The organism is Paraclostridium sp. AKS73, from assembly GCF_025671395.1.
GTDB lineage: Bacteria > Bacillota > Clostridia > Peptostreptococcales > Peptostreptococcaceae > Paraclostridium > Paraclostridium benzoelyticum.
Genome location: NZ_JAIXHU010000016.1, coordinates 42,929 through 63,714 on the forward strand (window position 1 = coordinate 42,929; position 20,786 = coordinate 63,714).

Here is a 20,786-nt window from a genome sequence, read left to right on the forward strand (position 1 = left end):
TAAATATAGATATTTGTACTTCTATATTCAGCCTTTTTATTATATTTAATAATTTTTTATTTTCTTTTTAAAAATTCGCTTATCTCCATAGAGCATGTAGATAACATTGCAAGTCCAAAACAAATTAATAATATGTTAAAGTTAAAACTATAAGGGATATTAAATATTTCTCTCATAAACGGAAGCTGTGTTGACATAAACATTGTCAAACAAATACAAACTGCACCTAGCACGTATTTATTAGTAGTAAATCCTAATTCAAGTATTGATTGAGTGTTTGATCTAGAAGCGAACGTCTGCAGTATTCTAGAAAGTGTAAGTGTTGAAAACGCCATTGCAACGCCTAATTCATGAGAATATCTAAGACCTATTAGTTGAGCCATTATTGTAACTGCACCAATTATATATCCTCTGGTTAAAACAAATCCAATCGTATCTTTAGTTAGTATCTTTTCATCTTTATCTCTTGGCGGATTATCCATAACACCTTTTTCAGGCTCTTCAAGTCCTAGTGCTATTGCTGGCAATGAATCTGTTACAAGATTTATAAATAGTAACTGTATTGTAGTAAACGGATTTGGTAATCCTGCAATTACCGCAAATAATATAGCTATTATTCCTCCTAAATTTCCTGAAAATAAATACGCTATAGATTTTTTAATATTTGTATAAACAGTTCTACCTACTTCTATTGCATTTACTATAGTTGCAAAGTTATCATCTACTAAAATCATATCTGACGCATCTTTTGCTACTTCTGTTCCACTTCCCATTCCTATACCTATATCTGCTTGTTTTAAAGCTGGAGCATCATTTACTCCATCTCCTGTCATTGCACAAACTTTTCCTTTTCTTTGCCATGCTTTTACTATTCTTATTTTATTTTCTGGGGAAACTCTTGCGAATACTGATATTTTCTCTAAATCCTTATCTAACTCTTCTTCAGTTAATTCATCTAACTCATTACCTGTTAAAGCCATATCTCCACTTGTAAATAGACCTATATCTCTAGCAATAGCTTTTGCTGTAGTCTTATGATCCCCCGTTATCATAACAGTTTTTATGCCAGATTTTTTAGCATTTTTAACAGCTGCATAAACTTCTTTTCTAGGTGGATCTATCATTGCTGTAAGTCCTATTAAAGTTAAATTTTCTTCATCATTTGCGGTTGGAATAAAACCTTCATCTTTAACACTTTTACTAGCAAAAGCTAAAACTCTTAGAGCTTTATTAGAAAATTCTTCATTCATACGCTTGTATCTATTTAAAATTTTATCATTTACTTTAACTACTTCATCTCCTACTAATGCATATTTACATCTACTAAATATTACATCTGGAGCTCCTTTTGTAAACATAACTACCTCTTCATCTACCTTGTGTACAGTAGACATTCTCTTTCTTTCACTATCAAATGGCAATTCACTTATCCTAATATTCTCATTTCTTATTTGTTTGTAATCAAAACCTTTCTTGTTTGCATAATTTATAAGAGCAATTTCTGTAGGATCACCTATTTCAACACCTTCATTAGTTATATCTGAATCGTTACATAAACTTGAACACATTATTATAAACTCTTCTTGCTTTGATAATACTTTTGCTGCTGCAACTTCTAAACTAGTATTATATACTAATGATCTTTCTGGATTATATACATATGTATCTACAACTGTCATCTTATTTTTAGTTAAAGTTCCTGTTTTATCTGTACAAATTACACTTGTTGATCCTAGCGTTTCAACTGCTGGTAGCTTTCTGACTATTGACTGTCTTTTAGCCATAACGTTTGTCCCAACTGCAAGAACAATCGTTACTATAGATGATAATGCTTCAGGTATTGCAGCAACCGCTATAGCAACTGCAAACATGAATGAATCAATTAATCTAGCTCCCCTTAATATATCTATTAAAAATATAAAAGCTGCTAATATTACTATGCCTACACCAAGTTTTTTACTAAACTCATCTAATTTTATTTGAAGTGGTGTTTGCTTACTTTCTGCATTCTCAAGCAGATTTGCTATTTTCCCCATTTCAGTATTCATAGAAGTTTGTGTTACTACATACTCACCTCTTCCATAAACAACCATAGATCCACTAAAAATCATATTTTTTTGATCTCCTAATGCTACATCCTTTAATATTGGTTTGTTGTGTTTTAAAACTGGTTCTGCTTCTCCTGTAAGCATTCCTTCTACAACCTTAAGAGTTTGGGATTCTATAATTCTTCCATCAGCAGGAACATAATCTCCGGCTTCTAAAATTATTATGTCTCCTGGCACTATATCTTTTGAATTAACTGTAACTTTTTTGTTATCTCTTATGACTTTTGCATTTGGAACTGATAGTTTTTTTAAACTTTGAAGTGAACTTTCTGCTTTTTTAGTTTGTATTACAGATAGTATTGAATTTAAGATAAGCACTGCAAATATAATTAAAGATTCCATCCCTTCGCCTAAAAATATTTGGACAAGTGCTGCTATTAATAAGATAATAACTAATGGATCTTTAAATGTTTCTAAGAATAACATCCAAATAGGCACCTTGGATTTTTCTTTTAATTCATTTGGCCCATACTTTTTTAGTAATTCACTTGCTTTAGATGAACTCAATCCTTTTAAGCTAGAATTTACCTGGCTTAAAGTCTCCTCTACACTTTTTTTATAAAACATATACTTCCTCCACCTACATTAATTTAAATAAAATTATTAGCTAAATTTGCTAAAATAAAAAACCCTAAGTAAAATTTTATGTTCTTTAAAATTCACTTAGGGGTCTGTAATCTCTTTTTAATATATATTTATATAAACATTATATACGTTTAATTTATTTTTGCAATACGTTGTTGTAAAAAAGAGTATCGAAAATTTCGATACTCTTTTTATTAAACTTCTAATTGTAATTTTATTATTTCTTCTAAACAAATATAAAATTTAATTATACTCATCATATGGTTTATTATATACTTTATAAAAATGGTAGGAGAAGTTAATATAAGAGTCGCTATTGTCATTACTATAAACTCATACATACATATACCTCCAAATTTTTTATTTATAAAGTATATGAATTTATTTTCTTTTTATAACTTTACTAACTTCCATCGCTAAAGTGGCAAGTACTGAAAGGCCAAAACAAGTCATTAAAGTTGTGAAGTTAAAGCTACTTGGCATTGTAAATATTTCTCTCATAAATGGGAGTAATGTTAACGAGAACATCATTAAACAAACTCCAACTGCACCCAATACATATTTATTACTTTTAATTCCAAGCTCAAATATTGTTTCTGTATTTGATCTTGATGCAAATGTCTGCATTATTCTAGATAATGTAAGAGTTGCAAATGCCATTGATACACCTAATTCAGCTGAATGCTTCATTCCTATAAATTGTGCAGCTATTGTAACAACACCTATTATAATCCCTCTAGTTGCAACAAATCCTAAAGAACCTTTTGATAAGATACTTTCATTTGGATCTCTAGGGGCATCCTTCATAACGCCTTTTTCTGGCTTTTCAAGACCTAGCGCTATTGCTGGTAATGAATCTGTTACTAAGTTTATAAATAATAGTTGTATTGTAGTAAATGGATTTGGTAAGTTTGCAAATACTGCAAATAATATAGCTATTATTCCCGCTAAGTTTCCTGAGAATAAATACATTATAGATTTTTTAATATTTGTGTAAACTGTTCTACCAACTTCTACAGCATTTACTATTGTTGCAAAGTTATCGTCTACTAAAACCATATCCGACGCGTCTTTTGCAACTTCTGTTCCACTTCCCATTCCTATACCTATATCTGCTTGTTTTAAAGCTGGAGCATCATTTACTCCATCTCCTGTCATTGCACAAACTCTTCCTTTTCTTTGCCATGCTTTTACTATTCTTATTTTATTTTCTGGTGAAACTCTTGCATATACTGATATATGTTCTAAATCTCTATCTAACGCTTCATCAGTTAATGCATCTAACTCATTACCTGTAAGAGCCATGTCTCCATCTTCAAATATTCCGATATCTACAGCTATTGCTTTTGCAGTTGTTTTATGATCTCCTGTTATCATTACAGTTTTTATTCCAGATTTTCTAGCATTTTCTACCGCTCCATAGACTTCTTCTCTAGGAGGATCTATCATAGCAGTAAGTCCGATTAGCGTTAAATTGTTTTCATCTTCAATTGTTGGTACAAAACTTTCATCTTCTACTCTCTTTGTTGCAAATGCTAAAACTCTTAATGCTTTATTAGAAAATTCTTCGTTCATTTTCTTGTATTCATCAATTATCTCATCACTAGCCTTTACAACTTCGTCTCCTACTAATGCATACTTACATCTATTAAATATTACATCCGGAGCCCCTTTTGTAAACATGACTACTTCTCCATCAACCTTATTAACAGTAGTCATAAGTTTTCTATCACTATCAAATGGTAATTCACTTAATCTAGTATTTATTTCTCTTATTTCTTTATAATCAAATCCACTTTTGTTAGTGTAATTCATAAGTGCTATTTCTGTAGGATCACCTATTTCAACACCTTCATTAGTTTTATCTGAATCATTACAAAGTGCTGAACTTAATATCAGGAAACTCTTTTGTTTAGTTAATTCTTTTGTTGCTGCTGTTTCAAAACACTCGTCATTTACTAGTGCTTTTTCTGGGTTGTAAGTGAAGTCATCTACAACTGTCATCTTATTTTGAGTTAATGTTCCTGTTTTATCTGTACATATAACACTTGTTGATCCTAATGTTTCAACTGCTGGTAATTTTCTAACTATGGCTTGTTTATTTGCCATATTATTAGTTCCAACTGCTAACACTATAGTCACAATAGAAGATAATGCCTCTGGTATAGCTGCAACTGCTATAGCTATTGCAAACATAAATGAATCTACCACTTCTCCACCTCTGAATACTTCTATACCAAATATTAAAGCTGCTAATATTACTATACCTACACCTAATTTTTTACTAAACTCATCTAGTTTTATCTGAAGTGGTGTTTGCTTATTTTCTGCATTTTCTAATAAATCTGCAATTTTACCCATTTCTGTGTCCATAGCAGTTTGAGTTACTAAATATGTCCCTCTACCGTAAACTACCATAGATCCACTAAATACCATGTTCTTTTGATCTCCTAATGCTACATCTTCACTTATTACATCTTCATGCTTTAACACAGGTTCTGCTTCTCCTGTAAGCATTCCTTCTACAACTTTTAAGTTTTGAGATTCTAAAATTCTACCATCTGCTGGCACATAATCACCAGCTTCTAAAATTATTATATCTCCTGGTACTACATTCCTAGATGGAACTGTAACTTTTATGCCATCTCTTATAATTTTTGCATTTGGAACTGATAGCTTTTTAAGGCTCGCTAAAGATCCCTCTGCTTTTTTAGTTTGAACTACGGACAATATAGAGTTTAATATTAAAACTGCAAATATTATCCCACACTCTACCGCTTCTCCTAAGAACGCTTGAACCAATGCCGCTATTAATAATATGATAACTAGTGGATCTTTAAAAGTTTCTAAAAATAACTTCCATGTAGGAGTTTTTTCTTTTTCTTTTAACTCGTTGTATCCATGCTCTAATAGTATGTCGTGTGCTTTGTCTGAACTTAAACCATTTAAACTTGAGTTTAATTGACTTAATATTTCATCGATACTTTTTTTGTAAAACATAATTTGCCTCCACCTAATTTATTTAAATAATAAAGACCTCCAAGCAAACTCTATTTTAAATTAAAATAAAGTTTACTTGAAGGTCTCGCTAACAAGGTTTTATCTTGCTAATCAACCGGGATTTTTAAATCCGAAATTGGCGATTGATTATCGTTTTTTAACGAAAGCTACTCCCCTTCAAGGAGTACTAAATTATTTATATAAATTATTATATACTTTTTTTTAATTTTTGCAACAATCTGTAACATGTTTTTGTTTTTTAACATTCATTTAACATTTCATAAATTTTACATATGTAATAAATTTATATAACGTACACATACTAATTATAAATATTTTTATATAGGAAGGTATGGTTATGAACAAAAATAGTTTAAAAATATTTAGATATCTACTTTATGCCATATACATTTTTTCTATAAGTTACTTTTTATTTACTAAAGATTATGGAAAAGTTCTATTAGCTTTTTATGTTTAATAATATTATTTATACTTACAAAAGCTTATGTAAAAAACTTCTACGTAATAGATACACCATTGTATGTCGTAGGAAATCTATTTGTACTTTTTTCTTTTTTAATAGGTTCATGCTATGGAATGTACGATATATTTAAACCTTATGATAGCTTTCTTCATTTTTGGTCAGGCTTTATAAGTTTAAAAATATGTTGGAATATTTTAAAATACTATAATCCCCCAAACTTAATAGACAAAATATTATTTTTCATAGTCATTTTTTTCTTCTCATTAGGTGTATCTGGGCTCTGCGAAATAGTAGAATATTTACTTGATAGATTTTTCAACATGACAACTCAAGCTGGTGGTTTAAAAGATACTATGCAAGATATGATGTATGCTATGACTGGAGCATTTCTAATGATTATTTACTATATTAGGAAGAAGTAGTAATTACTCTTCTTCCTTTCCTATATTAGCTTCTAAAACATTATACTCTCCTAATTTCGTATCATAGTCTACAAATACCATTTTTCCATCTTCATTTACTTTAATATTTACACTTTTAGGTTCTATATCACTTATATCACCACTTTTGGGACCAAAACATTTTATATCCTCACTTGTCTGTCCTGGATTAAGTGTTTTGTTTGATGATATATAAGTAGTTTCTTTATCTCCTATTTTAAGTTCAACTCTTATGCTAGTTATTGTTAAGTTTGAATTATTTTTCACCTTTGTTTTTATATACCTCTGGCCGATTGAATCTGGTTGTGATATTTCTAAACCAACAAACTCTATATCGTCAACCTCTATAGGTGATTTTTCTGCATTGTTATTTATATTTACTTTATTGTCTACACTTTGATTACTATTTGTACATCCAGTTAACATAAATGAGCATAATAAACTAATTATAATTATTCCTATAGATTTTTTCTGTTTCATATTTTTTCCTCCATGTATTAATTCATTGATAATATTATACAAAATCCATGTTGTCGTAATTTGTTACACTTAGTCTTTTTAATATAATTTTATATAAAGTTATTTTTTAAGACAAACACAAAATAGACTATGGATAAAATACTCTCCATAGTCTATTCTTATATTTTTATTAATTATTATTCTAATTTATACTAATTTTCTATAGGTTTTTTTAATGCTGCTAGTGCAAACATACCTACTAAAGATCCTGCTACTATAGCTCCTAAGTAAGCTATAGGATTACCTACAACCGGAACTACGAATATTCCTCCATGAGGTGCTCTAAGTGTTGCATTAAACATCATACTAAGAGCTCCTGCTGTAGCTGATCCTAAAATACAAGCTGGTATAACTTTTAAAGGATCTGCCGCTGCAAATGGTATAGCACCTTCTGTTATAAATGATAATCCCATTACATAATTAACTTTTCCTGATTCTTGTTGCTCTTTTGTAAATCTATTTTTAAAGAAAGTTGTAGCAAGAGCTATTGATAATGGTGGTACCATTCCTCCTGCCATAACCGCTGCCATTATCTCATATTGACCTGATTGAAGTGATGCTACCCCAAACACATAAGCTGCCTTGTTTATAGGTCCACCCATATCTATAGCCATCATTCCGCCTAATACTAATCCAAGAACTAACTTTGAACTTGTTCCAAGTCCATTTAAGAAATTAGTTATACCAGCATTTAATGCTGCAACTGGAGGTATTATTACAAAAGTCATTATAATCCCCATTAAAAGTGTTCCAAATAGTGGATATAGTAGTATAGGTTTTATACCATCTAATGAATCTGGTAATACACTAAATAATTTTTTAAGTCCAAGAACTAAATATCCTGCTAAAAATCCTGCAAGTAATGCTCCTAAGAATCCTGACCCACCTGCATTTGCAAGCGCTCCACCAACAAAACCTACAACTAACGCTGGTCTATCAGCTATGCTATACGCTATATATCCTGCAAGTACAGGTAACATAAATCCAAAGGCAACATCTCCTATAGATTTAAAGAATGCAGCAATTGGTGTATTTGAGCCAAAGTTTGCTGGATTTATAGAATAATTATCTAATAAGAATGCCAATGCAATTAATATACCACCACTTACAACAAACGGTAACATATTAGATACTCCATTCATTAAGTGCTTATACACTTTTCTAAATGCAGTTTCATCCTCTTTCTCTTCTGACGATTCTATATTTCCTCCATGATTATACATAGGAGCATCTCCATTTACAGCTTTAGTTATTAATTCCTCTGCTTTATGAATTCCATTAGCAACTTTAGTTATTATAACTTTTTTACCATTAAACCTTGCCATATCGACTTTTTTGTCAGCTGCAACTATTATAGCATTTGCATTTTCAATTTCTTCTTTAGTTAAAATATTCTTAGCTCCTGATGATCCGTTAGTTTCTACTTTTATACTAACGCCCATCTTTTCAGCTTGCTTGTTTAAACTTTCTGCTGCCATAAAAGTATGAGCTATACCTGTTGGACATGCTGTAACTGCCAAAATTTGAGGATATTTTGAATTTTCGACATCTTTCTGTTCTAAAACTTCTTCTTTTTCTTCTTCTGGAAATTTTTCTTTTTCTTTATAATCTATTAAATTTAAAAACTCATCTTCATTTTGTGCATTTATTAACTTTGACCTAAATTCTTCATCCATAAGTATCGTAGATAATCTAGATAATACCTCTAAGTGAGTATTATTTGCACCTTCTGGAGCTGCTATCATGAAGAATAAATGGGACAAACTTCCGTCAAAAGATTCGTAGTCTACACCATTTTTACAAACTCCTGCTGCTAAACATGCATTTTTAACTGCTTTCGTTTTAGCATGTGGTATAGCTATTCCTTCTCCAATGCCTGTTGTACTTTGATTTTCACGAGCTATTATAGCATCTTTATACTCTAATCTATCATTAAATTTCCACTGTTATTTACTAAATTTACTAACTTATCTATTGCATCTTTTTTATCCTTTGCTTTTAAAGCAAGACTTATAGATCTTTTGTCTATTAAATCGACTATTCTCATAAAATTTATCTCCTTTCAACTCTGATTTCATCTATTAATTTGTATATATAATCTTTATTTGCTAAATCATTTGAAAATGCTGTTGCACCTCCACTAGCTGCTCCTAATTGTAGTGCTTTTTCATAAGAATTTGATTCTAAATATCCCGCAATAAACCCTGCTACCATAGAATCTCCTGCTCCTACAGAATTTTTAACTTCTCCATTTGCAACATTACTTACAAAAATCTCTCCATTTTCACTAATTAAAAGTGCACCATCTTTTCCCATAGATACTAATACATTTTTAGCACCCATTTCTTTTAACTTATTTGCATAAACTATTATGTCATCAATATTTTCTAGTCTAACATTAAATAATTCTTCTAGTTCATGATTATTTGGTTTTATTAAAAATGGCTTATGTTTTAAAACATTCATCAATAAATCTTTTGTTGCATCTACTACAATTCTTATATTTTTATTTTCTAATCTCTTCATTATATTTTCATAAAGAGAAGAATCTAATGTGTTTGGTATACTTCCTGCTAAAATCAATACATCGTTTTCCTTAAGCTTGTCTAGCTTTGTATATAATTCATTTAAATCCATATCATTAATTATTGGGCCTTGTCCATTTATTTCTGTTTCATTACTACTTTTTACTTTTACATTTATTCTTGTAAATCCATTTTCTAAATTTATAAAATCTTCTTCTAAACCTTTGTATCTTAAAGTATCTTTTATATATGCTCCTGTAAATCCGCTTACAAATCCTAATGCTTTATTGTTATATCCAAGCTCATTTAATATTAAAGATACATTTATACCTTTACCGCCTGGGTATATATTTTCTTCATTTGTTCTATTTACTGCTCCTGTTTTTAAATCATCTAATTTTATTACATAATCTATAGATGGATTAAGTGTTACTGTGTAAATCATATTATCACCTCGCTAGTGTTATCTTATATACTTATGATAACCTTGAATACATTTTCCTAAAAGACAAAAAATTTCTCTTAATCAAAAGAGAAATTTGTCGAAATAAATATATTTAGTTTTATTTAAACATTGATATAAACTTTTCATATCTCTTAGATTCACATATACTTATTACCTTGGCAATAGAATCTATTCTTTTATATATATTTGAAAATAAGTCTTCATAGTTTAATATGCTTTCTTTTTGAAGAGATAGCATTACAACAAGTCTTACTTGTCCAACTTCCCAATTCATACTACTTTTTAAAATACCTATAGCTATAGCATTTTTAAAAACTTTGCCATGAGCTCCATGAGGTATAGCTACCATATTTCCGATTTCAGTAGTAGCAATTTTTTCTCTTTCTATATAAGAATTTTTCATTTCTTCATCTATATAATTGTTTTCTAATAGCTTATCTGACATATAACTTATTACATCATACTTGTTGTCAAAGTCTAAATCTATAAAAAATAAGTCCTGGCTAAATATATCTGATAAATTAACATTATAATATATATTTCCAGTATCTAAGAACTTTTCAATTATATTTACCTCTTTATCATCTAAAAAAGGTGATATTTTAATCACTGGAATATTTTTAACTTCTACAGGAACTGTAGCTATTATAAAATCTACATCCATAATACCTACATAATGTATTAAATATGATGGAATCACTTTTAAAACTTCAAGTCTTTTTTCAAATTTCGCTTCTAACTTAGCCTTTATAAGCATTGATGTTCCTATACCTGATGCACATACTATTATAGTTTTTAAAACTTTATGATTTTCATTACTTGAGCTTCTTTGAAGTGCCCCTCCAATATGAATAGCTATATTTGCTACTTCACTTTCATCTATCTCTATGTTTAAATCTTCTTCTAATGTAGTTTTAGCTATAGTAGCTAGTTCAAATGCAAATGGATACTTAATTTTAATATCATTAGATATAATGCTTTGATTGTTTATGTTTAAATCATTTTTTATACAAAAACTAATTATATGTTTACATAGATAATCCTTGAAAACTTCATCAGCACTCAAATCAATAGAAGTTGCAAGTTTTAAGTTTCTAATAAACTTATCTATAGAATCTAGCACCTTGTTTTTCGTACTTTCATTATTTTTATTTTTTACCTGCTCTTTGTAATGATTTATGTATTTATCTATATAATCGTTATAATCCATTTGCTTTTCTAAAGATAAATATAAAAGTATGTAATTAAAAATATTATTAAACTCATAATCAGTAAAAATAATACTTTCATTTTCAAGTTTATTTAAAATTTCATTTCGGATTGATATAATATTTAAACTTACAAATTCACTAAAAAAATCTTCAATATGTATATCTTCGTACTTTAAGCTGATTTCTATTATACATCTAATCAAATTATTTTTATCTCCATCAATGCTAATTCCTAATTTATGCTTTGATATTATTATTAGATTATACGTTTTGAGTATTTTTTTAACTTCTTTTAAGTCATTTTTTATAGTTGATAGACTAACATACATTTCATCCGCCAAATTTTCTATTTTTAATGTATCTCTATTATATAATAAAATTATTTTTTTAAGTATGTAGCCAATTCTATCAAAATCATCTCTTATAGATTCATCTTTTATATTTTTTATGCTACTTATATCTCCAACTAAGTTATATCCTACTCCTCTTGATGATTCTATTTTTATATTATCCATTATAGAGTTTATATTTTTTACTTCTAATTGAATTGTCTTTGTTGAACAACCTATATCCTCCGCTAGTGCCTTACTACTTATAGGTTGTTTGCTGTTTTTTAATATATTAATAATTTTACTCTGCCTTTTATTTAAAGTGCTCTTCAATATCATCAACCCTTATCATAATTGTTTATATTACTTCTTAATTTTACTATAAACAACACTTAGCTTTCAATAAATTAAAAAGTGTAGATTTTAAAATAAAATCTACACTTTTTAATTTACATTTTGATATTTTATTAATCTCTATAATTTTGTACAGCAGTATTTGCTACAGACATAGCACTTTCAACAGCACTTAAAGTGTTTTGTAATTCTTGTTTATTTTGTTGTTTCTCAACAGTACTCATAGCTTGATTTAATTCATCTTTTGCAGATTGTAATTGATTACAAGCACATTGTAATTGTTCTTTAGCATTTTTTTCATTTTTATTCCTCCTTATGTAATTTATTTGTACTACAATACCTATTATGGTCAATATATCTATTATTATTCTTTCCTACTATATAAACTTTAAGCTTTATAGTTTTAAAATTTTTAAAAATGTTATACTACATAAATATTAACTTATAAAAATTAATTTGTAGGAGGATGCATGAAAAAATTAATTGATGAAGCTTCAAATTCTATACGGTATATAATTCCTATTATAATATTTTTCATAGGAGTTATTCTTTACAAAAACTTTGATCACATAATGTCATTTGTAAGTACTAATATTACAATAATATCAGGAGTTTTAACTCCATTGTAATAGGTTTTTTAATTGCCTATATACTTAATAAACCTATGAGTTATTTACAAAGCAAGTTTAAGCTTAATAGAGGTATTAGTGTTACTATAATCTATGGAATTCTATTAGCTTGCTTAGTATTTATATGGTTATATGTTGTTCCTATTATACAAAAAAATATAACTGATTTATATTCATTTATGCCTCACAATATAAATGAAATAGAAGATTTAATTAATTCTATACTTTCAACATTTAAAATAAGTACTAAAAATCCTGAATCAACATTACAAATAAAGGAATTTATTACAAGTTCTGTGATACCTACTGTTACATCAATTGCAGGAGTTCTTAGTCAGACATTACTAGAACTAATAGGGTTAGTTGTAACTTATACAGTAAATATATTCTTAGGAATTGTTATTTCTATTTACTTCTTAATTTCTAAAGAAAAAACAATTCAAATAGTTAATGACCTATGCGAATGTTTATTTGGTAAATTTTATTTAAAAGCAAAAGAATTCGGAAAAATACTTGATAAAAACATAGGTTCTTATATAATTGCTAAGTTTATAGACTCTTTGATATATGGAACGTTTTGTACTGTAATTTTACTATTATTAAAATCTCAGTATCCAGTATTTGTTGGAATAATAATTGGTGTAACAAATATGATCCCATTCTTTGGACCAATTATAGGTACTGTAGTTGCTGTTTTTATAAACTTATTTTTCTCATTTAACAAAGCAATTTTAGTGTTAGTTGTAATGGTAATTGTTCAACAATTAGAAAGTGCTATATTAGAACCTCACTTTGTAGGAAAACAAGTTGGAGTACCACCTGTTCTTACAATATTAGCAGTTACTCTTGCTGGTAATTATACAGGTTTTATCGGAATGATGTTGTCAGTTCCTATAATGGGGGTAATCATAATTTACATTAATAGATATATGGATAATAAAAAAATTATAAAAAATTATCAAAAACAGACTAGAGTTTAACTCTAGTCTATTTTTGTAAATTAATATTGTAAGATGCCCCAATTTGATTATAACTTTGACTTGAATTACTTATTATAACTGTAGTTTGCTTTGGAACTTGATCAAACAGCCATTTTATATCATTATTATGCATTCTAACACATCCTGCTGATACGCTCTTGCCTATACTACTTTCATTATTATTTCCATGTATAGCATAAGTAGTTCCATAAGTACTACCTACTTGAAGGCCTAACCATCTATTTCCTAAAGGATTTCTAGGATCTCCACCTTTTATATTATCTTTATAATAAGGTCTGTTTACAATTTTATTTACTATCTTAAATTTTCCTTTTGGTGTAGGAGTTGATTTTTTTCCTGTAGCCACATTAAATTCTTTAACTAAAACGCCATCTTTATAATACGCCATAGTATTATTAGATGTTTTTATTATTATAAAATCTTCCTTTGATAGATTTTGATTACTATTTGATTTATTATTATTTGTACTATTTACTTGTAGTAAAAAATCTCCACTGCACCACCCATAACTATTTTTATACTTTATCTTGTACCAAATTCCACATTTATCTATCGTATCAATGGTAACTTCTCTTTTTAAGCTTCCTATTTTTTTATAGTTTGTACCTGGCCCACTTCTTATATTTAATGAGCTGGCATTTACCTTCATCTTATTAATTGTATTTTGAGCTATCACATACTTAGCATTTTTTCATTGGATTTATAGGTATTAGCAGCTACATAGGCAGTGTTTCCAAATACCATAAACATACACACCATAAAAGATACAAATTTTTTTATGACACTCACTTCCTTTAAGTTTTTTCTCCCTATATATCATATAAAATTTACTTTGTAATGGTGTGTTAAAAAATATATCATTTTCGTAATTATTGTTAAACTATCTTTATTTTGGTTATATGCATATAAAAATCAGTATAAATTTTATATTACAACAAACTTATACTGATTCTTAAGTTATTTAAAATTGTTCTACAACTTCTGATATTTCACTTAAAAGTAAATCTAAGTCATTCATATACTCTCTAAAAACTTTACATTGATACATTATATCTTTTGACAATTTATCGTATTCACTAGATTTAATATTAAATAGTTTCTCTTTTATATATACTAAAAAACTTGATATATAATTTTCCATATATATGTTGTTTTCATTTTTCATAAAATCATCTATACACTTTAAAACTAATGCAAATTGCATTATATTATCTTTAGTAGGATGTTTTAATATATTTTGCATTATTTCTTTTGATTTTTAATATTGTTTTTGTTTCATTTAAATAATTCTTTATAGAAAATACTATATCTTCAGTATTTATATTTATATTTTCTCCAATATCAGCTATATTTGCTTTCTTCTCTTTATAATTATAATTTAATATGTTACTTAATTCCTCATGTTTAGCATAATCTATATTAGCTCCATAGGATGCATTTTTAAATTCTATGTCTTTGTTTAATTGAGTATATAGTTTTAACATATTCTCTAAATTTTCTTTATATAAATTTAGTATGTCACAACTATAAATATCGTCTCCATTTATATCTTTTATGATTATACATTCTTCTTTATTGAAATCATTATCTATTTTATTCTTTGCAACTAATGCATGACTTTTTTCATTTGTATATGCAAAATCTTGGCCTACAAAAATTATAGGATTACATCCTAATAAAAATGCAATATCCGTACAAGTATGTGCTACAGATCCTCCACTCATACATACTATCATGTCTTTTAAATTTTCTATACTATTTAATGCTCCTTGTGACACAACTATTTTTTTACCTGCATATTCTCTAACTAACTTACAATTACTTTTTTCACAGTATATCAAAGGTACCTTTGCGTAAAAACCATATTTCACCATATCATACGTTATATCCTGAGGATCTACTGATACAACAACATCTGGCTCTATGTCATTTTCTAATAATGGTTTTAATGTTCTATTTCCAGCTATTATAAAAAACTTATCTAGCTTATCTTTATTTTTAACCATCACTTCTAAATTTTTATCTAAAGAAGGTCCTGCTGAAACTATGATACACGGAACATTTTTATTTACATTAATGTATGAATCAAATTTATATGAATAATTTATTTCATTTAGATTTGATAATATATTTTCTAACGTTATTTTTTTAAATGTTTCCATTGTGGACAAATAAACACTATATTTATCATATAAATTATCTATCAATATCTTTAATTTAATCCATTCCTCTTCATACAAAACATCATAATTTTCACATATTTGAACATTAAAATTTAAAAAATTTTTACTATTTATTATTTCACTTAATATAAAATCTAAGTTTTCATCATTTATAGATATTAAACTAATATTTTTATCATTTATTTTATCTTTATATTGTTCATATGCTTTATCATTTGGTTCGATTATATAGACCTTATTTTTTCACAAATGGATTCTTTTAAACATTCTAAATACTCACCTTTATTAAATCCAAACATTATAATAGTCTCGTCAAATCTTATATCTTTTAAATTTTCTTTTAACTCTAATTGTTCACTCTTCAAAACTACCCCCGCTTTTAATTAGTCTTATAGAGGACTATAAACATTAAATACATAATGACAATTCTCTTTTATATTTAATGTATATCCATATCTCCCATATTCATTAGTAAAACAATATCCTAATAAAACTTCTTCGAGTGTTCGTTTGTCTATTTCAATTATTTCTATACACGCATTTTTTATAATATGTTTATCTGAGTTATATACAGTTCCTTCTATAAGATTATAATGATTCTTTTCAAGAATATATTTAAATTTATGATTTCATTGCTAATTATGCAATTATTGTTTATAACAACTTTAGAGGAACTTAAACTTTCCATTTATTTTTGTCATCAACTACTATTTTTATTTGTATGCTTTCTTTCCCATTTGTGTCCTCTGCTGTTATTTGATTTTTATCTTTTTCTTCATCATCAACTTTTATCTTAATTATGTCTAATTTATTATATTCTTTTCCATCTATTATTATTTTCCACTCATTATATAATCCTCCTAGATTTTAATTTAAAGCTAAGGCTAAATGCCTTAGCTTATTTTTAATTATTAGTTTCCTGCTGTAAATGCTTCAAATGCATAAACTTCTGGTGATGTTAATGTTTCTAAAGATATCCCATATTCACCTTGTGCATCTGTAAACACTGTAGCGATTAAGTTACTAGACAATAAACTTATTCCTGTTGATGCTAGTTGGTAAATTCTTACACCTGCATCAACCAATGGAGTTCCACTAGGATTTACTAATTTATTAAATGCTATAAATCTATCCCAGTTAGCTAAAGTAAGCGTTGAAATTTGTGCTGACTTTCCATTATTTGATAATGTTGATGCTGCTGTCATTTTCTTTGTACCTGGTCTATAAGTCGTTGTTTGCGCCATATATAATTGCACTCCTCTAATATATTTTTTAGTTTACCTTTTATAAAGAGACCTGAATCTCTCTAATATATATATGACTAGCAGTTTTAATTTGATACTTTAATATACGTATACATTTAATTTAATGGCTCGAAAACTTCTATTATATATTCTAAATTTTTATAATTATACTGAGTTAGCGCAAAGCAAAATTCGCCAAATTCATTTGTTACTGTATATCCAACTTCTTCTTTTATCCATTTGTTACATTCATCTTGATATCTTATATATATAATAACTACAGCATTATATACAATCTCCCAATCACTATACTTAACATATCCCTTAATTAAATTTCTTACAAACTTTCTTTTCATATTGTCACTCCCTAGCTTAATTCACAGGAGAGTATACCTTAAATACATATCCATAGCATTTATAAACTTGTAATGAAGCACTATAGTTTCCATTTTCATCAGTAAATACAACCCCTAGTATATCTTGCTCTTTATTTCTAAGATTGGTTCTAATTACCTCAACTCCTGCATTTTTAAGGCATCTTCCTTCAGCTGTTTCTACATGTCCTTTAACCAAAAACCTATCACTTTCCTTAAATTTAAAACTCATATTTGCATTCTTACACTTTGCTAATTTTTTACCATCCATTTGTACATTTATAGTTTGATATGCTTTACTCATAACATCACCATCTTTTAATTTTATTCTTTTAACTCTTTTTGTTTAATAGATTTGTTAATTAATTCTAATTTTGGATTACTTTCTAAAACCTCTATAATATCATTCAAGAAAAAATCATGATTGTTATTATAAAGTTCACAATAAATTTTATTTATTAATTCAAAATCCTCTTTTGTATCTAATGTTAATCTATATTTAGAATAATTTTTATTGTTTTTATAATGATATATGTTAAATCCATTTTCATACATATATGGAGTTACATGTTCTTTTTCATAATTTTGATTTGCATTTAGATATGTTGTCTTAAGTAAATTAAAAGAAAATATTTCTATATCTAATCCCCTTGGGTAAGTTCTATAAATTTCTTCTCCTGCATTCGTTACCAACTCATAGTCATTGTTAGTATAAAAATTTAGCATTTCATCTAAAACTTTACTATCTATAAGAGGACAATCTGAGGTAATTCTAACAACCACATCTATATTGTATTCTTTAGCACAATTGTAGTACCTACTTAAAACATCATCCTCACTACCTACAAAGTAATTAATTCCTAATTTTTTACATAAATCTATTATTTTTTTATCTTCATTTTTATCAGTAGTTGCTATTACTATATCATTTAAATATTTACTTAACTTAAGTCTTTCATAAACATGTTCTACTACTGTCTTTTCACATATTTTTTTCATAACTTTCCCAGGAAATCTGGTTGATCCAAGTCTTGCTTGAACTATAGCAACAATATTCATGTTTTCACCTCTTATAATAATCCAATACACTATTTAATGCATTTACTACATCCTTTATATCACTTTCATCCATATTTACATGTAATGGTAGTGTTATGCTAGAATTATAAAATGTCTCAGCATTTTCACATATTATATCTTCATATCCTATTTCTTTGTAATAAGGGTGTTTATAAACAGGTATATAGTGAATATTTACACCTATATTTTCAGCTATTAACGCATTGTATATATCATCTCGAGTAGCCTTAAATTTATTCAAATCTAATCGTATAATGTATAAGTGCCTACTTGTGTCACTATAATCTTCTTCTTTTTGAAGTATAATTCCATCTATATCTTTTAATAATTCATTATAAGTATTTACTAATAGTTTTCTTTTTGTTATAAATTTTTCAATTTTATTTAATTGGCTAATTCCCAATGCACTTTGTAAATCTGTAATTCTATAGTTATATCCTAAATAAATTTGTTCATAGTACCACTCTGGATGTTCCTTATTTCTCAAATTTCCTTTGCTTTTTGTTATTCCATGTGTTTTATATAACTTTAACTTTTCATATAAAGCCAATGAGTTAGTAGTTACTACTCCACCTTCTCCTGATGTGATAGTCTTTACAGGATGCAAACTAAACGTTGTCATATCTGCGATTGAACCTATTTGTTTATCTAGATATTTGGTTCCTAAAGAATGTGATGCATCTTGAATTACAATTAAATTATTTTCTTTAGCAATCTCCATTATTTTTCCTATATTACAACACTGACCTGTAAAATCTACAGTTAATATAACTTTTGTGTTCTCATTTATATATGATTTTATTTTATTATCATCTATATTATAATTATCTAAATTTATATCACAAAAAACTGGTTTTGCTCCACAGTAAATCATACAATTTGATGATGCCGCAAAGGTAATTGGGGTGGTTATTCCCTCATCACCTTTTTGTAACCCTGCAGCTAGACAAGCAATGTGAAGTGCTGCGGTTCCATTGGATACAGCTACTGCATATTTTGCACCTACATAATCTGCAAACTTTCTTTCAAATTCTTCAACTAATGGTCCTGTTGTTAAAAAATCGCTTTTTAAAGCTTGTATAACGCTCATAATATCTTCATCATCTATATATTGTCTTCCATATTGAAGATATTTTTTTCTAGTAGGTTCTCCACCGTTAATTGCAATCATTATTACTCCTCCTTATGGTTAAATTTTTCAAATTCATCTTTTGTGTATAGATTTAAATCATTTAGTTTTTCTCTTAATTCATCTGTACTTAACCAATCAACATTATTTCCTGAATTATATTCAAATCCGTCCTCTATTAACTTTCCTCCTGGTGTAAAGTGTTTTTCTAGATTCCACCACTCAAAATTAGGATATATTATATAGTGTTTATCATATTCATATGTATTTCTAGAATCATCCTTAGTTATCATTACTTCATGAAGCTTCTCTCCCTCTCTAATACCTATAATTTTAAATTCACAATTATCAAGCATAGCTCTAGCAATATCTGTAACCTTAAACGAAGGTATCTTAGATATATATGTTTCTCCACCTTTACTTTCTTTTAAAGCTTTTAAAACTAAATCAACACCTTCTTCTAAAGATATAAAAAATCTTGTCATTCTTTCATCAGTTATAGGAATTTCTTTTTCATTTTGCTCTATTATATTTTTAAAAAATGGTATTATTGATCCCCTACTTCCTGCTACATTACCATATCTTACAACCGAAAATCTGGTCCTACATTGACCTGAATATGCATTTGCTGATATAAAAAGTTTATCTGAAACTAATTTAGTTCCTCCATATAAATTTATTGGATTGACCGCTTTATCTGTTGATAATGCAATGACTTTACGCACATTATTATCAATTGCTGCATCTATTATATTTTGAGCCCCATATATATTAGTTTTTATTGCTTCAAAAGGATTGTATTCACATGATGGAACTTGCTTCATAGCAGCTGCATGGACTATATAATCAACATCTTTTGTGGCTCTTTTTACCCTATCTTTATCTCTCACATCCCCAATAAAAAATCTTACTTTTGAAATTTGCTCTGGGTATTTATTAAGTAGATATTTTTTAAGTACATCTTGTTTGTACTCATCTCTTGAATATATAATTATTTTTTTTATATCATAGTTAATTAAAACTCTTTCTACGAATTTTTTCCGAAAGAACCTGTTCCCCCAGTAACTAAAATACTTTTATTTTCTAACATAAACTCCTCCTTAAAGCAAATTTAACTATGTTTTA

The 20,786-nt window shown here is 27.7% G+C and carries 22 protein-coding genes; 3 read left to right on the plus strand and 19 right to left on the minus strand.

What is annotated here, in order from left to right; all coding sequences use genetic code 11:
• Positions 1-56 precede the first annotated feature (56 nt).
• The 3 genes from LEQ07_RS10485 to LEQ07_RS10495 form a co-directional block, all read right to left on the minus strand.
• Positions 57-2,675, minus strand: coding sequence for a cation-translocating P-type ATPase (locus LEQ07_RS10485; protein WP_263330627.1), 2,619 nt, complete (start codon positions 2,673-2,675; stop codon positions 57-59).
• Between the two features lie 212 nt (positions 2,676-2,887).
• A complete protein-coding gene (locus tag LEQ07_RS10490) occupies positions 2,888-3,034 on the minus strand; it encodes a hypothetical protein (RefSeq protein ID WP_161794378.1) in 147 nt (48 codons plus the stop codon).
• A 40-nt stretch (positions 3,035-3,074) separates the two neighbouring features.
• Positions 3,075-5,693 (minus strand): cation-translocating P-type ATPase, encoded by a 2,619-nt coding sequence (locus tag LEQ07_RS10495; RefSeq protein ID WP_317852064.1) that lies wholly within the window; start codon positions 5,691-5,693, stop codon positions 3,075-3,077.
• A 597-nt stretch (positions 5,694-6,290) separates the two neighbouring features.
• Between LEQ07_RS10495 and LEQ07_RS10500 the strand changes: the two genes are divergently transcribed.
• Entirely contained in the window at positions 6,291-6,599 is a 309-nt protein-coding gene (locus LEQ07_RS10500) for a DUF2238 domain-containing protein (protein ID WP_263330629.1), read from the plus strand.
• A 3-nt stretch (positions 6,600-6,602) separates the two neighbouring features.
• Here the strand turns inward: LEQ07_RS10500 and LEQ07_RS10505 are convergent, their stop codons facing one another.
• The 6 genes from LEQ07_RS10505 to LEQ07_RS10525 all read right to left on the minus strand — a co-directional run bounded on the left by LEQ07_RS10505 (position 6,603) and on the right by LEQ07_RS10525 (position 12,374).
• Positions 6,603-7,097 (minus strand): hypothetical protein, encoded by a 495-nt coding sequence (locus tag LEQ07_RS10505; RefSeq protein ID WP_046822381.1) that lies wholly within the window; start codon positions 7,095-7,097, stop codon positions 6,603-6,605.
• Between the two features lie 191 nt (positions 7,098-7,288).
• On the minus strand, positions 7,289-9,043 hold the full coding sequence (locus LEQ07_RS22545) for a PTS fructose transporter subunit IIABC (protein ID WP_442952421.1): 1,755 nt from the start codon (positions 9,041-9,043) through the stop codon (positions 7,289-7,291).
• A 14-nt stretch (positions 9,044-9,057) separates the two neighbouring features.
• Positions 9,058-9,183, minus strand: coding sequence for a hypothetical protein (locus tag LEQ07_RS23025; RefSeq protein WP_332843095.1), 126 nt, complete (start codon positions 9,181-9,183; stop codon positions 9,058-9,060).
• Positions 9,184-9,188: 5 nt separating this feature from the next.
• Positions 9,189-10,106 carry a 1-phosphofructokinase gene (gene pfkB, locus LEQ07_RS10515; RefSeq protein WP_046824233.1) on the minus strand — a complete coding sequence of 306 codons (918 nt, stop codon included), beginning with the start codon at positions 10,104-10,106 and terminating at the stop codon, positions 9,189-9,191.
• A gap of 118 nt (positions 10,107-10,224) precedes the next feature.
• The gene (locus LEQ07_RS10520) at positions 10,225-12,006 is read right to left on the minus strand and encodes a BglG family transcription antiterminator (RefSeq protein WP_263330634.1); all 1,782 of its coding nucleotides are present in this window, start codon (positions 12,004-12,006) and stop codon (positions 10,225-10,227) included.
• A 128-nt stretch (positions 12,007-12,134) separates the two neighbouring features.
• Positions 12,135-12,374, minus strand: coding sequence for an EscE/YscE/SsaE family type III secretion system needle protein co-chaperone (locus tag LEQ07_RS10525; RefSeq protein WP_263330636.1), 240 nt, complete (start codon positions 12,372-12,374; stop codon positions 12,135-12,137).
• Positions 12,375-12,491: 117 nt separating this feature from the next.
• On the opposite strand from LEQ07_RS10525, the gene LEQ07_RS10530 reads away from it, so the two are divergent.
• Complete coding sequence (locus tag LEQ07_RS10530; RefSeq protein ID WP_263330637.1) at positions 12,492-12,650, plus strand: hypothetical protein; 159 nt, start codon at positions 12,492-12,494, stop codon at positions 12,648-12,650.
• A 35-nt stretch (positions 12,651-12,685) separates the two neighbouring features.
• Complete coding sequence (locus LEQ07_RS10535) at positions 12,686-13,630, plus strand: AI-2E family transporter (protein ID WP_263330638.1); 945 nt, start codon at positions 12,686-12,688, stop codon at positions 13,628-13,630.
• Between the two features lie 7 nt (positions 13,631-13,637).
• Here the strand turns inward: LEQ07_RS10535 and LEQ07_RS10540 are convergent, their stop codons facing one another.
• From LEQ07_RS10540 to pseB, 10 genes are all read right to left on the minus strand, one after another.
• Positions 13,638-14,327, minus strand: coding sequence for a L,D-transpeptidase family protein (locus LEQ07_RS10540; RefSeq protein ID WP_317852065.1), 690 nt, complete (start codon positions 14,325-14,327; stop codon positions 13,638-13,640).
• 285 nt (positions 14,328-14,612) lie between these two features.
• Positions 14,613-14,894 (minus strand): hypothetical protein, encoded by a 282-nt coding sequence (locus LEQ07_RS10550; protein ID WP_263330639.1) that lies wholly within the window; start codon positions 14,892-14,894, stop codon positions 14,613-14,615.
• The gene (locus LEQ07_RS10555; RefSeq protein ID WP_263330640.1) at positions 14,866-15,891 is read right to left on the minus strand and encodes a motility associated factor glycosyltransferase family protein; all 1,026 of its coding nucleotides are present in this window, start codon (positions 15,889-15,891) and stop codon (positions 14,866-14,868) included. Before LEQ07_RS10555 ends, LEQ07_RS10550 begins: the two co-directional genes overlap by 29 nt.
• 167 nt (positions 15,892-16,058) lie before the next feature.
• Positions 16,059-16,199, minus strand: a complete 141-nt coding sequence (locus tag LEQ07_RS10560; RefSeq protein WP_263330641.1) for a hypothetical protein — start codon at positions 16,197-16,199, stop codon at positions 16,059-16,061.
• A 546-nt stretch (positions 16,200-16,745) separates the two neighbouring features.
• Entirely contained in the window at positions 16,746-17,078 is a 333-nt protein-coding gene (locus LEQ07_RS10565; protein ID WP_046824237.1) for a hypothetical protein, read from the minus strand.
• Positions 17,079-17,194: 116 nt separating this feature from the next.
• Complete coding sequence (locus LEQ07_RS10570) at positions 17,195-17,434, minus strand: hypothetical protein (protein WP_046824238.1); 240 nt, start codon at positions 17,432-17,434, stop codon at positions 17,195-17,197.
• Positions 17,435-17,450: 16 nt separating this feature from the next.
• The gene (locus LEQ07_RS10575; RefSeq protein ID WP_263330642.1) at positions 17,451-17,756 is read right to left on the minus strand and encodes a hypothetical protein; all 306 of its coding nucleotides are present in this window, start codon (positions 17,754-17,756) and stop codon (positions 17,451-17,453) included.
• Positions 17,757-17,776: 20 nt separating this feature from the next.
• Entirely contained in the window at positions 17,777-18,511 is a 735-nt protein-coding gene (locus tag LEQ07_RS10580) for a cytidylyltransferase domain-containing protein (RefSeq protein WP_046824240.1), read from the minus strand.
• A gap of 4 nt (positions 18,512-18,515) precedes the next feature.
• Positions 18,516-19,703: a UDP-4-amino-4,6-dideoxy-N-acetyl-beta-L-altrosamine transaminase gene (pseC, locus tag LEQ07_RS10585; protein ID WP_263330643.1), complete on the minus strand. Its 1,188-nt coding sequence runs from the start codon at positions 19,701-19,703 to the stop codon at positions 18,516-18,518.
• Positions 19,704-19,705: 2 nt separating this feature from the next.
• Positions 19,706-20,677, minus strand: coding sequence for a UDP-N-acetylglucosamine 4,6-dehydratase (inverting) (pseB, locus tag LEQ07_RS10590; RefSeq protein ID WP_332843098.1), 972 nt, complete (start codon positions 20,675-20,677; stop codon positions 19,706-19,708).
• Between the last annotated feature and the right edge of the window lie 109 nt (positions 20,678-20,786).

Coding starts and splice junctions, on each gene's coding strand:
- LEQ07_RS10485 (WP_263330627.1), bottom strand. CDS start 2,675: ATGTTTTATAAAAAAAGTGTAGAGGAGACTTTAAGCCAGGTAAATTCT.
- LEQ07_RS10490 (WP_161794378.1), bottom strand. CDS start 3,034: ATGTATGAGTTTATAGTAATGACAATAGCGACTCTTATATTAACTTCT.
- LEQ07_RS10495 (WP_317852064.1), bottom strand. CDS start 5,693: ATGTTTTACAAAAAAAGTATCGATGAAATATTAAGTCAATTAAACTCA.
- LEQ07_RS10500 (WP_263330629.1), top strand. CDS start 6,291: ATGTACGATATATTTAAACCTTATGATAGCTTTCTTCATTTTTGGTCA.
- LEQ07_RS10505 (WP_046822381.1), bottom strand. CDS start 7,097: ATGAAACAGAAAAAATCTATAGGAATAATTATAATTAGTTTATTATGC.
- LEQ07_RS23025 (WP_332843095.1), bottom strand. CDS start 9,183: ATGAGAATAGTCGATTTAATAGACAAAAGATCTATAAGTCTTGCTTTA.
- pfkB (WP_046824233.1), bottom strand. CDS start 10,106: ATGATTTACACAGTAACACTTAATCCATCTATAGATTATGTAATAAAA.
- LEQ07_RS10520 (WP_263330634.1), bottom strand. CDS start 12,006: ATGATATTGAAGAGCACTTTAAATAAAAGGCAGAGTAAAATTATTAAT.
- LEQ07_RS10530 (WP_263330637.1), top strand. CDS start 12,492: ATGAAAAAATTAATTGATGAAGCTTCAAATTCTATACGGTATATAATT.
- LEQ07_RS10535 (WP_263330638.1), top strand. CDS start 12,686: ATGAGTTATTTACAAAGCAAGTTTAAGCTTAATAGAGGTATTAGTGTT.
- LEQ07_RS10550 (WP_263330639.1), bottom strand. CDS start 14,894: ATGCAAAATATATTAAAACATCCTACTAAAGATAATATAATGCAATTT.
- LEQ07_RS10565 (WP_046824237.1), bottom strand. CDS start 17,078: ATGGCGCAAACAACGACTTATAGACCAGGTACAAAGAAAATGACAGCA.
- LEQ07_RS10570 (WP_046824238.1), bottom strand. CDS start 17,434: ATGAAAAGAAAGTTTGTAAGAAATTTAATTAAGGGATATGTTAAGTAT.
- LEQ07_RS10575 (WP_263330642.1), bottom strand. CDS start 17,756: ATGAGTAAAGCATATCAAACTATAAATGTACAAATGGATGGTAAAAAA.
- LEQ07_RS10580 (WP_046824240.1), bottom strand. CDS start 18,511: ATGAATATTGTTGCTATAGTTCAAGCAAGACTTGGATCAACCAGATTT.
- pseC (WP_263330643.1), bottom strand. CDS start 19,703: ATGATTGCAATTAACGGTGGAGAACCTACTAGAAAAAAATATCTTCAA.